Raw genomic sequence first — 11,438 nt, 5'->3', positions numbered from 1 at the left:
CGTCAGTAGCCGCCCACGATCGGCAATATCTCGCCGGTGATGTAGCTCGAGCAGTGCGGCGAGGCGAGGAACACGTAGGCCGGCGCGATCTCCTCCGGCTGGGCCGGCCGTTTCATCGGCGTGTCAGCGCCAAATTTCGAAACATCGCCGGCTTCCTTGTCCGAGGGGTTGAGCGGCGTCCAAACCGGGCCTGGCGCCACGGCGTTGACCCTTATGCCCTTCTCGACAAGGTTGCCTGAGAGCGCGCGGGTGAAGGCATGAATGCCGCCCTTGGTCATGGAGTAATCGACCAGTTGCTTCGAGCCCTCGATGCCGGTCACTGAACCGGTGTTGATGATCGCCGAACCGGGTTTCATGTGCGGCACGGCCTCCTGCGCCATGTGGAAATAGCCGTAGAGGTTGGTCTTCAGCGTCGTGTCGAAATGCTCCTCGGTCAGCTCGCTGAAATCGCTGGAGTGGATCTGGAAGGCGGCGTTGTTGACCAGCACGTCGATCCGCCCAAACTCCTGCACGATCTCAGCCACCGCGTTGTGGCAGTGGTTGCGTTCGCTGACGTCGGCCTTGATCAGGATGCAGCGCCGGCCTTCCGCTTCGACGGCCCTTTTGGTATCTTTGGCGTCCCTATCCTCCGAGAGATAGACGATCGCCACATCGGCGCCCTCACGCGCATAGAGCACGGCCACCGCACGGCCGATGCCTGAATCGCCGCCGGTAATGACGGCCACTTTGCCGTCGAGCTTTTTCGATCCGATATAGTACGGCGCATCGTAAAGCGGCGCCGGCTCGATCGCCCATTCATGCCCCGGCTTCGGCTGGTGCTGCTCGGGGAAGGGCGGCTCGGGATATTTGCGGGCACCGGCCTGCATGGCGCCTTTTTGCCTGCCATTGGATTTGGACTTGTCCTTCTCGTCGATCCGGCGCTGGATGTGCCGTTGCTTGGCGGCCTCGCCGGCGATTTCCGATTTCATCTGCATGGTCATCTCCCTGGCTTGAAACCCAACAACGCATGTCCGGCGAAAAGGTTTATGCGACCACGTCATTCCTTGAGCCCGGCGACACGCTCCAGCAGCGGCCGTTGCAGCAGCGGCAGATGGCCGACGACGCTGAAGGCCGCGTTCCTGACGCCTTGCATGATGCCGTTGTCCGATTGGGCCAGCGACAGGATGCGCTCGCTGAGCGTGATCCACCGTTGCCCTACCGGGTGGCGTTCGCTTGTGTAGCCGGCAAGCGTGCCGTCGACGAAACGCCTGGCGAATGACGCGGCGTCCTCGATGCCGAGATTCATGCCGCGCGCGCCCAGCGGCGAATGCACATGCGCGGCATCGCCTCCCAGGAAGGCGCATGCGGTTTGATAGCGCGGCGCCTGTCGTACCGGAATATGGAAGCGGTCGGTCCGCAACAACCGCGTGATCCGGTAATTGCCGGGGATGCGCGCCAGCGCATCCTCGGTGTTGGAGACCGCGCGATAGCGCTTCTCGCCGATCGGGATGATGAAACCGACGTCACCGTCCCTGTGGAGAAACGCGTGGGCGGCCATCGGCTCATAGGGCCAATCGTCGATGTCGGCGTCGGCAATGCTCCATTGCCGCCGATGCGTGTAGCCATCGAAGCCGATGCCGATGGCATCACGCACCGTGCTTTGCGCACCGTCGGCTCCGAAGACAAGGTCGAAACTTGCCTCGTCACGGCCGTCTGGCGCCTCGATCCGCACCTCGACCCGGCCTTTGTGCTCGGCCATGCCGATAAATGTGCTTCGCCACTCGACGTCGACGCCGAATCCCTTGAGCGTGTCGGTCATCAGCGATTCGGTGTCGCGCTGCGGCAATGACAGCAGAAAATTATGGCGGTGCGGCAGGATCGAGAAATCGATCTCGCCGAGCGCTCGTCCTTCGAAGTAGAAACGGGCTCGGCGAATTTTCAATCCTTCGGCGAGCAACCGGCCAGCGACTTTGGACGGTTCAAGGATGTCGAGGCTGTGCGAACTGATGCCGACCGCCTTGGCGAGCGGCGTCGGGCCTTCCTTGCGGTCGATGATGCGAGGTGCAATGCCGCGCCTTGCCAGTTCGACTGCCGCCGTCAGCCCGGTCGGGCCGGCGCCGACGATCAGGATGGAAGCGTCCCGCGAAGCCGTCATCGTCGGGCGTCAGCTTTTTGGCAGTGCGTAGGCAATGATGGCGTCGCCGATCCTGGTCTCTCCATGAAATGGTGGCCGCCGGGTGCAAGGGTCGCCAGCCAGGTCAGGACGTAAAGCCATACACCGGCGGCATTGCCGGCAAGCAGCAGGCTGCCGGCGGCCAGCAGGGCGATCCCGGCGGGCAGGTAATACCAGGATCCGCCCAGCGCGATCAGCCAGGCACCGCCCCCTCCGATCAGCAGGCCGAGGATCGTCAGCAGCGCGCCGACGAACATCGTCCACCAGAAGGCAACGCCGGACCGGCGAATAGGATGGGGGTGGGGGATGGTCATGATCATGATGCTTATCCGGGTGAAACAGAACGTGACCTCATCCGAACGTATGGAGGGTTCGATGGTTTCCGATCAGCCCGACCAGATGGGCCAGGGCGGGGTAACCATTCTGTGATCTCCGCTGCCCCAGCCGGAACTTACCCACGCAGCCGCAGTTAGGGGTTTTGGGGGGTGAATACGGTTTGCTGGATGCGAAATCGGCGAGGGAATGCCGCAGGTCTTTTCAAGGAGCGCCAACGGCATTTCACGTTTCGCTCTGTGGGGCGCGTGTTTCATGGCGATCTTTGCGGCTCTCGGCGGCACCGCCATCCTGCGTTCGGACTTCGTCACCGGCGTTGGCCGGCCGTTGGCGCAACCAGTGCCGTTCAGCCACAGGCACCATGTCGGCGAGCTTGGCCTCGATTGCCGTTATTGCCATAGCGGCGTCGAGACTTCGTCATCGGCGGGTCTGCCGGCGACCGAGGTGTGCATGACCTGCCATTCGCAGCTGTTCACCAACGCGGACATGCTGGCGCCGATACGGGCAAGCCTTGCTTCCGGGCAGCCATTGCAGTGGCAGCGGGTGAACGGTGTCCCCGACTTCGTCTATTTCAATCATTCGATCCATATCGCTAAAGGCGTCGCCTGCGAGACGTGCCATGGCGAGGTCGACGACATGATCGGACAATAGGCCGAAGCGGCGCACCTCGTGATGCCTTGCCTGCGCTCGGACCGGCCTCATACGGCCCGCTTTTGCCCGGCCGCCAGCGCAGAAATCTTTTGACCGTGGCCGTTGAGTTGCCGGGCCTCGTCCTCGGCTGCGTCTTCAAGCTTGGCGACGAGCAGGTCCTTGAGGTCGCCGACCTCTTCCTCGATGTCTTCGATGGGTACGCCGGCATCGGCAGCCTCTTCCTTGCATTCCCTGGCGAGGATTTCCGCCTCCCTTTCAAGCTTGATCGGAGGCGGCGGCACATGAACGTTTTCGTGGATCCAGTCCTGCAAGAATTCTATCGCACTATCACTCATGACGCTCACCTATAGCGGCAACCTGTAGTGCACATTAACGTACGTGCTGCAAAATGGATGCTTGGCAACGCCGGATTTCGAATAGCGATACTTGATGATAGCGTGATCGCCCTAAGGGCTAGAGCTTCTGCAGCCAAATGGGATTATCGGCGTCGCGGAAATGCGGCTAGCCAGACAGTTGGAGCGGGATCATTCTGCCCTTAGGACGTGTTGCGCCGCCGCGCCGGTGCTGCTCGATTAGGATCGCCTGACGGCCGAACATCGTCATCCGCAGCAGCCGGTCGTGCCGGCCACTCGGCGGCGCGGTCGGCGCGCATTTTGCGTTTATGCGCCATCCAGAACGGCAAGAGCTCAGCAAGAAAACTGTATATCGCGGTCTTCATCGGCATGCTCCGGACACGGGTTACAACTCGTGATCCCCGAGTTCCGTTCCGACAAAGAGTTGCGTTCCGACAAATCCGTCGCTTCTACAACTGCGATTCGATCGGCAGGCACCCAACCAGCGCTGCAACGATGCGCCGATAGAGACTGGCCTCCGGTTCACGCGAATATTGCCGCATCTCGCCATCCGCCATGCCGAGCCACCGCAAGGCGCCTTTGTCCAGGACCAGCTGATAGCTCGTCTGCGGTGACTTTTCGTGCTCGAACAGCCGGCGCAACTCCATCACCAGATTGGTATCATGGAAAAGCACGCCCATTTCCGCATTCAACGACACCGAACGCGGATCGAAATTGAAGGAGCCGACAAACCCGAGCGTATCGTCGACCGTGAAGGCCTTGGTGTGGAGGCTGGCTCCCTTTGAACCGAAAACGGAGATGTTGGCCTGGCGGTCGAAGGGCTGCAATTCGAAAAGCTGGATACCTTTTTTAAGCAGCTTGCGGCGGTATTTGGCATAGGCGCCGTGCACGGCGGCGACGTCCGTCGCGGCGAGCGAGTTGGTCAGGATTGCAACCTCGGCGCCACGATCCACCAGCTTCGACAGGATGGCCAACCCGGTGCGGCTGGGGATGAAATAGGGTGAGACAATTTCGAGGCGCTGCCTGGTCGCCGCGATAGCGGGAAGCAGCTCTTTGGTCAGCCAGTTCCTGCGCCTTTTGCCGCGCACCTTTTCCGGCGGATCGGAAATGACGCGAACGCCTTTCGTCCAGCAGACGTCGCTCTGCGCTGCAATGAACTCCGTGATCGTGCGCCAGGCACTGAGGCTGTTCAAAAGCTGGCCGTCTGCGGTCGCATCGAGATTGTCGAGGAAATCGGCGCGCGAGCCCACCGCAGCCGGGTTGAGCAGCTGGATCGGCTTTGCCGCCTCGCAATTCCAGAACGCCTCGAATATCTGCATCGTCTGCCCTACGGCAGGACCGAGAAGCAACAGGTCGAGATCGCGAAAATTCGTCTCCGCAGCGTCGAAATAGGCATCGCCGATATTTCTTCCGCCGACGATGGCCAAGCCCTCATCGGCGATCCAGGCCTTGTTGTGCATGCGGCGGGTCATCGCAAACAGCCGGGCGACCATCTCCAGCGTGCGAAAGATGCTGCCGTTCCTCATGCCGCTGGGGTTGAACAGCCTCAGCTCGATGTTCTTGTAGCTGTTGAGCGCCAGGTAAGCAGCGTCGCTGTTGCGCGGATTGATATCGTCCAGCAGCATGCGGACGCGGACACCGCGCTCCGCCGCCTTGACGACCTCCTGCATCAGCAGCCGGCCGCTATGGTCGTCGTGCCAGAGATAGTACATCAGGTCGAGGCTGCTTGTGGCACCGCGCGCGGCAAGGATTCGCGCGGCAAACGCGTCATAATTGTCGGCGATCAGCAGCAGCCCGCTATTGCCGGCAGCGATCTTGTCCCGGGCAAACCGCGAAATGGCTGTATCCATAAAGTGCACCGACAAACATCAGCGAAGCAAACCGTCTGAAATCTGACTAACAACCCTTCAGGTTCATTCTGGTTGCAGTCGCGGCTGTCGTATCGCGTCCAGGTTCAGCCGGGCCTTGATCGGCAGATGATCGGAAGCCCGCTGCGCCAGCGGCGTCTTGTGCACCTCGATGCTGGAAATCAGGTGCGGCGGCCTGGCCAGGATGCGGTCGAGCGCAAACAGCGGAAAGCGCGACGGAAAGCTCGGCAGAACCGCATCGATCGGACCGAAATGCGGCAGCAGGGCCAGCAGCGAAGACCTGTTGCGGACGCGCCATTCGTTGAGGTCGCCGAGCAGGATTGTTGGCCGCAGAACCGGGTGCGTGGCTTCGACAAGTGCGTTGACTTGCTGCGAGCGCGAGCGCCGCAGCAAGCCGAAATGCGCGGCTATGATCCTGAGCGAGACGCCCTTCAGCTCCAGGTCCGCGATGACCGCGCCGCGCGGCTCGAGGCCGGGCAGCCGGATCTGGTTCACGCTTTCGACCACGCCGCGCCGCGCCAGGATCAGATTTCCGTGCCAGCCATGGCTGCGGCGGTTTTCCGGGACATGGGTGGGGACGAGGTCGCTGTCCCGCTCGAGCGCCGCGAGATCCAGCAATCCCTGCCTGCTTCCGGTTCTTTCGTCGGCCTCCTGCAAAGCAATGATGTCGGCGTCGAGTTCCTTGACCACGGCCGCGACCCGCTCCGGATCGAACCTGCCATCGGTGCCGACGCATTTGTGCACATTGTAGGATGCGACCGTGGTGCACGAAATTTCATTGCCGGGTGCCGTAAACCGCGGCACTTCCCTTCGCAGCGCAGCGCCAAGCGACCTTGGAAGGGTAGGCGATCGATCCAGCATGTTATCCATTTGCTGTTGAGTCGGTGAGTGGCGGCCATTGCGATTATGGCGCGTGCGGAGGTCTGAAACAACGACGACCTTGCAGAACCGTTCCACCACCCGGGCTCGGCGCGCCGGCGGTCTGGAACCCTGACGGGCAACAACACGTTTCGGGAAGGCAGCGCAGTCAACGGAGAAGTCGAATGCAGTCCTTAGCCGCAGATTCCGCCCCCCGCCCAGGCCCGCTCAGGATTGTCCCGTTCGATGGAACCGTGACCGTCCGGTTCTCCGATGCCATTATTGCGTCGAGCGAGCGGGCAAAGGTGCTCTATGAAGACGGCCATGATCCTGTTTTCTACATACCCTTCGAGGACATCTATTTCGACCTTCTGGAGAAGACGAACACGACGAGCCACAGCCCGCTGAAGGGCACGGCAAGCTATTGGCGGGTTCATGCGGTCGGTTCGTCGGCAGAAGACTTCATGTGGGCCTACGAGACGCCCGACACCCCGGCATTGGCGATCGCCCGCCACGGTGCGTTCGATCCCGGCAGGGCGCGGATCGAGGCCGATCCCGCGGAAGACAAGCGGCACACACCGCACGTCACCGAGTAGACCCACATCGGCGACAGCCGCCAGCGGTCCGTCAGCTCGCGAACTCTTCTCTGAGGATGCGCAGGCCGTCTTCGTATTTCGCCGTCGAGGCCCCGATCTGCCGTGCCTGCCATAGATTGTCGGCAAGATCGGCGCGCTTGACAGGCAACGCCAGCGGGTTGGCCGCAGCCCTGCGAACGAACGCGGCATCGTCCTCGTTCGGCAGCCGCGTCATGGCGTCGACGGCAGACACGATGGACGGCCCGAACCCGGCCGCCTCAAGCCGGTCGCGGTTCCAGCCGTCGCCTTTTTCGATGACGTCGTGAAGATAGGCGATAGCTTTCTGGTCGAGCGTTTCGACGGCATCGACGAGCCGGCGGCAATGTTCGATATATGGCCGCCCTGTCTTGTCCGCCTGCCCGGCATGAGCCTGTTCGGCGATTTTCGCTGCGCGATAAAGCACGCTCATTGGGTCGACCCCGTAACGAACAGAGCATGTCCTGGCGCACCAACGCGCCATCGTCGGTGCGAGTTCCTACGCGCCGCGGCACCCTGCTGCCTCACTTGCGAGCGGCGGGCGCGAGGCGTCAGGACACGCGTTCAAAACTGTCGAGGCTGGTTCCAAAGGCGCGCCAGGCGGGCAGTTTCCTGGCTCGGGCCGGGGCACCTTCCTTTTCCGCCGACAAAGCGGCATCCGCAACGGTGTGCCACAGCATCTCCAGCTTCCCATCCCTGAGAATGCCGGTATAGCTCACCGCTGCGGCTCCGACCCGCCCTTCGGCCGCGCAAGTGAAGCCGATGACATCTCCATGGCAAGCTCCGAACAGCGGCACGGTCATGCCGAAAAAGGCGCTGTCCTCCAGCGCCGTCCTGAAGGTTCCGCTGATCCGTCCGCCCTCTTCGCTGGTCAGTTCGACCACCGACCCGTACTGGTTTTGCCAGATGCCCAGCCAACTCATCGCTGCTCCTCCTGATTGCCTCCATGGGGATTGTGCTGCCACACGGCCGCCAAGCCGCGGCCGGTGTAGCGGCCTTCAATCAGCCGCGATGCCAGCCATCGACATCTGAACGAAGCGCAGCGGCGCTTCCAGCGTCCAGGTGATGCCGTGCCTGGCGAATTCCAGGCGGCCGGTGCCACTGAGCGCCTGCGGCGTGACGCGTTTGAGCACAACCGTTCCGAACCCGCGTCGCGTGTTTTCATCCACCAATGGCCCGTCCAGTTCCCGCCAGACAAAGCGGAAGCCGTCGCTGCCGTCGGCGGCTGGCGTCATGGTCCATTCGACCTCGACCCGTCCGTCATAGTGCGACAGCGCTCCGTGCTTTACCGAATTGGTGGCCAGCTCGTGAAAGGCAATGCCGAGATATTGCACCGCGTTCGGCTGCAGCATGATCATCGGCCCGCTCATCGACAGACGGGCCTGCGTCGCGAAGGCCTTGGTCTGGGCATGGATCAATTCGCCGATAGTCGCCCCACGCCATTCGGCATCGACCAGCAGATCGTGCGATTCCGATAGCGCCATGATGCGTTCCCGGACCTGTGAAAGGAAAGCCTCTGGCGTCCCCGCCAGCTTGCTGGTCTCGCGGATCATCGAGACGATCACCGAATATTGGTTTTTGACGCGGTGGTTCACTTCTCGCATGAGTGTGCGGATGCGCCGTTCGCTCTCCTTGTGCGGGCTGATGTCGCGCGCGATCTTGGAGGCGCCGATGATACGCCCAATGCCGTCGCGTATCGGCGAGATGGTGAGCGAAACCGGTACCAGGGTGCCGTCCTTGCGCTGCCGGATAGTCTCGTATGAAGGAATCCGTTCGCCGGCGCGAATGCGGCTGATGATCATGGCTTCCTCATCCAGGTGGTCGGGCGGGATGAGGATCGTCACCGGGCGCCCGATCGCCTCGGCGGGCGTATAGCCGAACAGGCGTTGTGCCGCGTCGTTCCAACTGGTGATAATGCCGTTCAGGTCTTTGGACACGATGGCGTCCATCGAGGATTCGACGATGGCGGCGAGCCTTATGCCGGCGTCGTCGGCCAGCGTCTGCACGCGCAGGTCGAGCAGGGTGTTGATGGCGCCGACAACCTCGCCGGCTTCATTGCGAAGCAGGACCGGATGCGCACTGAACGGGATGAGTTGGCCGTCCGGCCGCTCGGCGATGGCTCGGCCCCCACGAACGTCCCGCTCCTCGAGCAAGGCAACGGCCATTGGACATTCGTCATGCGCCATCGGTCGCCCGTCGAGGTGGCGAAGCTTCCATGACCCGCACCAGCGATCCTGGCCGATAACCGGACGATATCCCCAGAGATCGGCAGCGGCTTCGTTGAAGAAGGTGATGTAGCCTTGTCTGTCGGTGGTGTAGACGGCCACAGGCAACGCCTGCATCAGATCGGCGGAGGAAACTTGCGGGATCCCGCCAGTCCTTAGTTCAACGACGTCCACCAGTCCCCCGCTCCGCTTGGCTTGCCGACGGATTGCTACGTCATCTAAATGCGCGCGAGCGTTTTCGGTTCCGTTCGATCCGCTTTCGGACATTCAGGCTGATTTGCGTTTCGGGGCCGTTCTCGGCTTTTTGCTGGGAGCCTTGCCGCCTTCCTGCGCCAGGCTTTTGCGCAGAACATCGGCGAGATTGATGACGTTCGTCTTGGGCTCAGGTGCCGGCTTGGGCGGTTTCTTGCCCTTGCGCTTGGCCTCGATCATTGCAACCAGCGCCTGTTCATAAGTGTCTTCGAACTTCGACGGGTCGAATTTGGCCGGCTTCTTGTCGATCAGCAATTGCGCGATTTCCAGCATCTCGGGATCGACCTTGCGAGCCTTCAGCCCTTCGAACACCGCGTCCGCCGCGACCACTTCATTGTGGTTGCGTAATTCCGTCATCAGCATGCCCTTGCCCAGCGGCTGGATCAGCACCTCTCGGCCTCGCTGGTACAGCACGACGCAGGAGCGGGCTCCTACCTTTTTCCTGGCCATGGCGTCCCGGATCACCGCGAAAGCCTCCGTGGAGGGCGCATCGGCCGGAACCAGATAGTAGGGTTTTTCGAGGTAGCGTGCGTCGATTTCGGCGGCAGGCACGAACTCGCCGATCTCGAGCGTATGCTGCGATACCATCTTCAGTTTCTTGATTTCGTCCGGCTCTATATGGATGAACTCACCCTTTTCGACCTCATAGCCTTTTACCTGCTCCGCCGCCTCCACCGTGTCGCCGGTCTCCTCGTCTAGATAGGCGCTCTTGACCGGGAGACCGTCTTTGCGGTTCAGAATCCTGAAATGCACTTTCTCGGCCTCGCTGACGGCACCGATGATCTTGACGCCACAGGAAACCGATCCGACTTTCATAAAGCCCTTCCAGGCAGCTCGCGGCGTCGCCATGTCGATCACTCATTTGTCGAACGGACGGAACGGCTGCGCGCGGAAATCGTTCCGCCATGGCAGGCTGTTCCACATGCCGGCCCGGACGTTTGTTTCAGTTTCGTCAGGGGAATAGCGGAATGGCCCAACGCAGCGCAGGATTGCTCATCTTTCGCCGAAGCGAAGGACATCTCCAGGTCTTGCTGGTGCATCCGGGCGGACCATTCTGGGCGAAGAAGGACGACGGCGCATGGTCGATCCCGAAGGGCTTGGTCGACGAGAACGAGGACGAGCTGGCGGCGGCAAAACGCGAGGCCGAAGAGGAGCTCGGCGTCGCCATCGATGGCGTTTTCGAACGCCTTGGCAGCTATCGGCAGCCGGGCGGCAAGCTCGTCGTCGCATGGTGCGTCGAAGCGGACTTCGACAGCGACGCCATCAACAGCAACACCTTCGTCATGGAATGGCCGCCAAGGTCCGGCTCGATGAAGGAATTTGCCGAAGTCGACAGAGCGGGCTGGTTCTCCCTGCCTGAAGCCAACCTCAAGATCCTGAAAGGCCAGCGCGCCATGCTGGCGGAGTTTGCCGGTCGGCATGGCGACGGATGAATTTGTTTCAGCCCAGTTCTTAAGGGCAGTGCTCGGGCTTGCTCCCGCTCTGCTTTAAGCGCGTTGCGGCCGCAGCGTGCGCAACGTGATCGAATAGCGGTGCTCGGCAACCGGCGGAATGCTGTGCTCCCATTCGTTGCGCGCAGCACCCGTCATCAGATAGGCCGATCTTGGATCGACGGTGACCGTCTTGCGGTCCCATCGCGTGCCGTTTTTCCGGCGCAGGCGGAAGCTGCAGGCGGCCAGCAGCGAAACGCCGGCGACCGCCTCGAAATGAGGCTTGTCGCGGTGCCAGCCGATACCGGCGCCCGGCCGGTACTCGTTGATCAGCACCTGCACGAAGGTTTCGGCGGGCAAGCGGGCAAAGGCTGCAACCTTTTCCCTGAGCGGCAGCAGAAAGCCGGGTATTGGCGGCGCCTCGACGACTTCGCCCCGGTCGTAATCATAACGCAGCCCAAAACCGACGACCCGCCGGTTTGCCAGATGGCCATAGAAGTCGAAGGGCTGAAAAGGCAGGGTTGCGAGCTGGCTCGCCAACGCTGCCTCCTCGTCCGGCGTGATCAGTTCGGGCTGGTAGCGGAATCCTTCCGGCAGGTCGTCGGCGGCGGCAAAGAGATCGCCCTGGCGGGCTGCAGCCGATGTCTTGAGCGGTGGCATCAACCGTATTTGGTGAAGCCGGCCCGTAGCGGCAAGGCTACTTCG

The 11,438-nt window shown here is 62.1% G+C and carries 13 protein-coding genes and 1 pseudogene; 3 read left to right on the top strand and 11 right to left on the bottom strand.

Features of this window, described 5'->3' with window-relative positions:
• Window positions 1-2 precede the first annotated feature (2 nt).
• From NKJ15_RS03690 to NKJ15_RS03680, 3 genes are all read right to left on the bottom strand, one after another.
• Complete coding sequence (locus NKJ15_RS03690; RefSeq protein ID WP_352814085.1) at window positions 3-974, bottom strand: SDR family oxidoreductase; 972 nt, start codon at window positions 972-974, stop codon at window positions 3-5.
• Window positions 975-1,036: 62 nt separating this feature from the next.
• Window positions 1,037-2,134, bottom strand: a complete 1,098-nt coding sequence (locus NKJ15_RS03685; RefSeq protein WP_352814083.1) for an FAD-dependent oxidoreductase — start codon at window positions 2,132-2,134, stop codon at window positions 1,037-1,039.
• On the bottom strand, window positions 2,131-2,472 hold the full coding sequence (locus tag NKJ15_RS03680; RefSeq protein WP_352814081.1) for a hypothetical protein: 342 nt from the start codon (window positions 2,470-2,472) through the stop codon (window positions 2,131-2,133). Before NKJ15_RS03680 ends, NKJ15_RS03685 begins: the two co-directional genes overlap by 4 nt.
• A gap of 202 nt (window positions 2,473-2,674) precedes the next feature.
• Between NKJ15_RS03680 and NKJ15_RS03675 the strand changes: the two are divergent.
• Window positions 2,675-3,124, top strand: a pseudogene (locus NKJ15_RS03675) (cytochrome c3 family protein); the annotation flags it as partial.
• 59 nt (window positions 3,125-3,183) lie between these two features.
• On the opposite strand, the gene NKJ15_RS03670 reads toward NKJ15_RS03675, so the two are convergent.
• The 3 genes from NKJ15_RS03670 to NKJ15_RS03660 form a co-directional block, all read right to left on the bottom strand.
• Window positions 3,184-3,471 (bottom strand): hypothetical protein, encoded by a 288-nt coding sequence (locus NKJ15_RS03670; RefSeq protein WP_352814079.1) that lies wholly within the window; start codon window positions 3,469-3,471, stop codon window positions 3,184-3,186.
• A 467-nt stretch (window positions 3,472-3,938) separates the two neighbouring features.
• Window positions 3,939-5,339 carry a phospholipase D family protein gene (locus NKJ15_RS03665; RefSeq protein WP_352814077.1) on the bottom strand — a complete coding sequence of 467 codons (1,401 nt, stop codon included), beginning with the start codon at window positions 5,337-5,339 and terminating at the stop codon, window positions 3,939-3,941.
• A 63-nt stretch (window positions 5,340-5,402) separates the two neighbouring features.
• Window positions 5,403-6,218 (bottom strand): endonuclease/exonuclease/phosphatase family protein, encoded by an 816-nt coding sequence (locus NKJ15_RS03660; RefSeq protein ID WP_502904272.1) that lies wholly within the window; start codon window positions 6,216-6,218, stop codon window positions 5,403-5,405.
• 182 nt (window positions 6,219-6,400) lie between these two features.
• On the opposite strand from NKJ15_RS03660, the gene NKJ15_RS03655 reads away from it, so the two are divergent.
• A complete protein-coding gene (locus tag NKJ15_RS03655) occupies window positions 6,401-6,811 on the top strand; it encodes a DUF427 domain-containing protein (RefSeq protein WP_352814075.1) in 411 nt (136 codons plus the stop codon).
• A 31-nt stretch (window positions 6,812-6,842) separates the two neighbouring features.
• On the opposite strand, the gene NKJ15_RS03650 is transcribed toward NKJ15_RS03655, so the two are convergent.
• The 4 genes from NKJ15_RS03650 to ku form a co-directional block, all read right to left on the bottom strand.
• Window positions 6,843-7,259, bottom strand: coding sequence for an HD domain-containing protein (locus NKJ15_RS03650; protein WP_352539867.1), 417 nt, complete (start codon window positions 7,257-7,259; stop codon window positions 6,843-6,845).
• A 118-nt stretch (window positions 7,260-7,377) separates the two neighbouring features.
• Complete coding sequence (locus NKJ15_RS03645; protein ID WP_352539868.1) at window positions 7,378-7,749, bottom strand: avidin/streptavidin family protein; 372 nt, start codon at window positions 7,747-7,749, stop codon at window positions 7,378-7,380.
• A gap of 75 nt (window positions 7,750-7,824) precedes the next feature.
• A complete protein-coding gene (locus tag NKJ15_RS03640; protein WP_352814073.1) occupies window positions 7,825-9,225 on the bottom strand; it encodes a PAS domain-containing HWE histidine kinase family protein in 1,401 nt (466 codons plus the stop codon).
• Between the two features lie 93 nt (window positions 9,226-9,318).
• Window positions 9,319-10,152: a non-homologous end joining protein Ku gene (ku, locus tag NKJ15_RS03635; protein WP_352814071.1), complete on the bottom strand. Its 834-nt coding sequence runs from the start codon at window positions 10,150-10,152 to the stop codon at window positions 9,319-9,321.
• Between the two features lie 119 nt (window positions 10,153-10,271).
• On the opposite strand from ku, the gene NKJ15_RS03630 reads away from it, so the two are divergent.
• Window positions 10,272-10,736 (top strand): NUDIX hydrolase, encoded by a 465-nt coding sequence (locus tag NKJ15_RS03630; RefSeq protein WP_352814069.1) that lies wholly within the window; start codon window positions 10,272-10,274, stop codon window positions 10,734-10,736.
• A gap of 54 nt (window positions 10,737-10,790) precedes the next feature.
• Here NKJ15_RS03630 and NKJ15_RS03625 read toward each other — a convergent pair whose 3' ends face one another.
• Complete coding sequence (locus NKJ15_RS03625) at window positions 10,791-11,393, bottom strand: alpha-ketoglutarate-dependent dioxygenase AlkB (RefSeq protein ID WP_352814068.1); 603 nt, start codon at window positions 11,391-11,393, stop codon at window positions 10,791-10,793.
• Window positions 11,394-11,438: the final 45 nt, after the last annotated feature.

Origin of the sequence: Mesorhizobium sp. M0207 (assembly GCF_040321995.1) — a bacterium.
Classification (GTDB): Bacteria; Pseudomonadota; Alphaproteobacteria; order Rhizobiales; family Rhizobiaceae; genus Mesorhizobium.
The sequence above is the reverse complement of the archived record's forward strand: the minus strand, read 5'-3'. Positions and strand labels throughout refer to the sequence as shown.

Bases quoted from the DNA above. Each gene is read 5' to 3' on its own strand.
- NKJ15_RS03660 (WP_502904272.1), bottom strand. From the start codon at position 6,218: ATGCTGGATCGATCGCCTACCCTTCCAAGGTCGCTTGGCGCTGCGCTG.
- NKJ15_RS03665 (WP_352814077.1), bottom strand. From the start codon at position 5,339: ATGGATACAGCCATTTCGCGGTTTGCCCGGGACAAGATCGCTGCCGGC.
- NKJ15_RS03690 (WP_352814085.1), bottom strand. From the start codon at position 974: ATGCAGATGAAATCGGAAATCGCCGGCGAGGCCGCCAAGCAACGGCAC.
- NKJ15_RS03685 (WP_352814083.1), bottom strand. From the start codon at position 2,134: ATGACGGCTTCGCGGGACGCTTCCATCCTGATCGTCGGCGCCGGCCCG.
- NKJ15_RS03625 (WP_352814068.1), bottom strand. From the start codon at position 11,393: ATGCCACCGCTCAAGACATCGGCTGCAGCCCGCCAGGGCGATCTCTTT.
- NKJ15_RS03655 (WP_352814075.1), top strand. From the start codon at position 6,401: ATGCAGTCCTTAGCCGCAGATTCCGCCCCCCGCCCAGGCCCGCTCAGG.
- NKJ15_RS03650 (WP_352539867.1), bottom strand. From the start codon at position 7,259: ATGAGCGTGCTTTATCGCGCAGCGAAAATCGCCGAACAGGCTCATGCC.
- NKJ15_RS03630 (WP_352814069.1), top strand. From the start codon at position 10,272: ATGGCCCAACGCAGCGCAGGATTGCTCATCTTTCGCCGAAGCGAAGGA.
- NKJ15_RS03670 (WP_352814079.1), bottom strand. From the start codon at position 3,471: ATGAGTGATAGTGCGATAGAATTCTTGCAGGACTGGATCCACGAAAAC.
- ku (WP_352814071.1), bottom strand. From the start codon at position 10,152: ATGGCGACGCCGCGAGCTGCCTGGAAGGGCTTTATGAAAGTCGGATCG.
- NKJ15_RS03680 (WP_352814081.1), bottom strand. From the start codon at position 2,472: ATGATCATGACCATCCCCCACCCCCATCCTATTCGCCGGTCCGGCGTT.
- NKJ15_RS03645 (WP_352539868.1), bottom strand. From the start codon at position 7,749: ATGAGTTGGCTGGGCATCTGGCAAAACCAGTACGGGTCGGTGGTCGAA.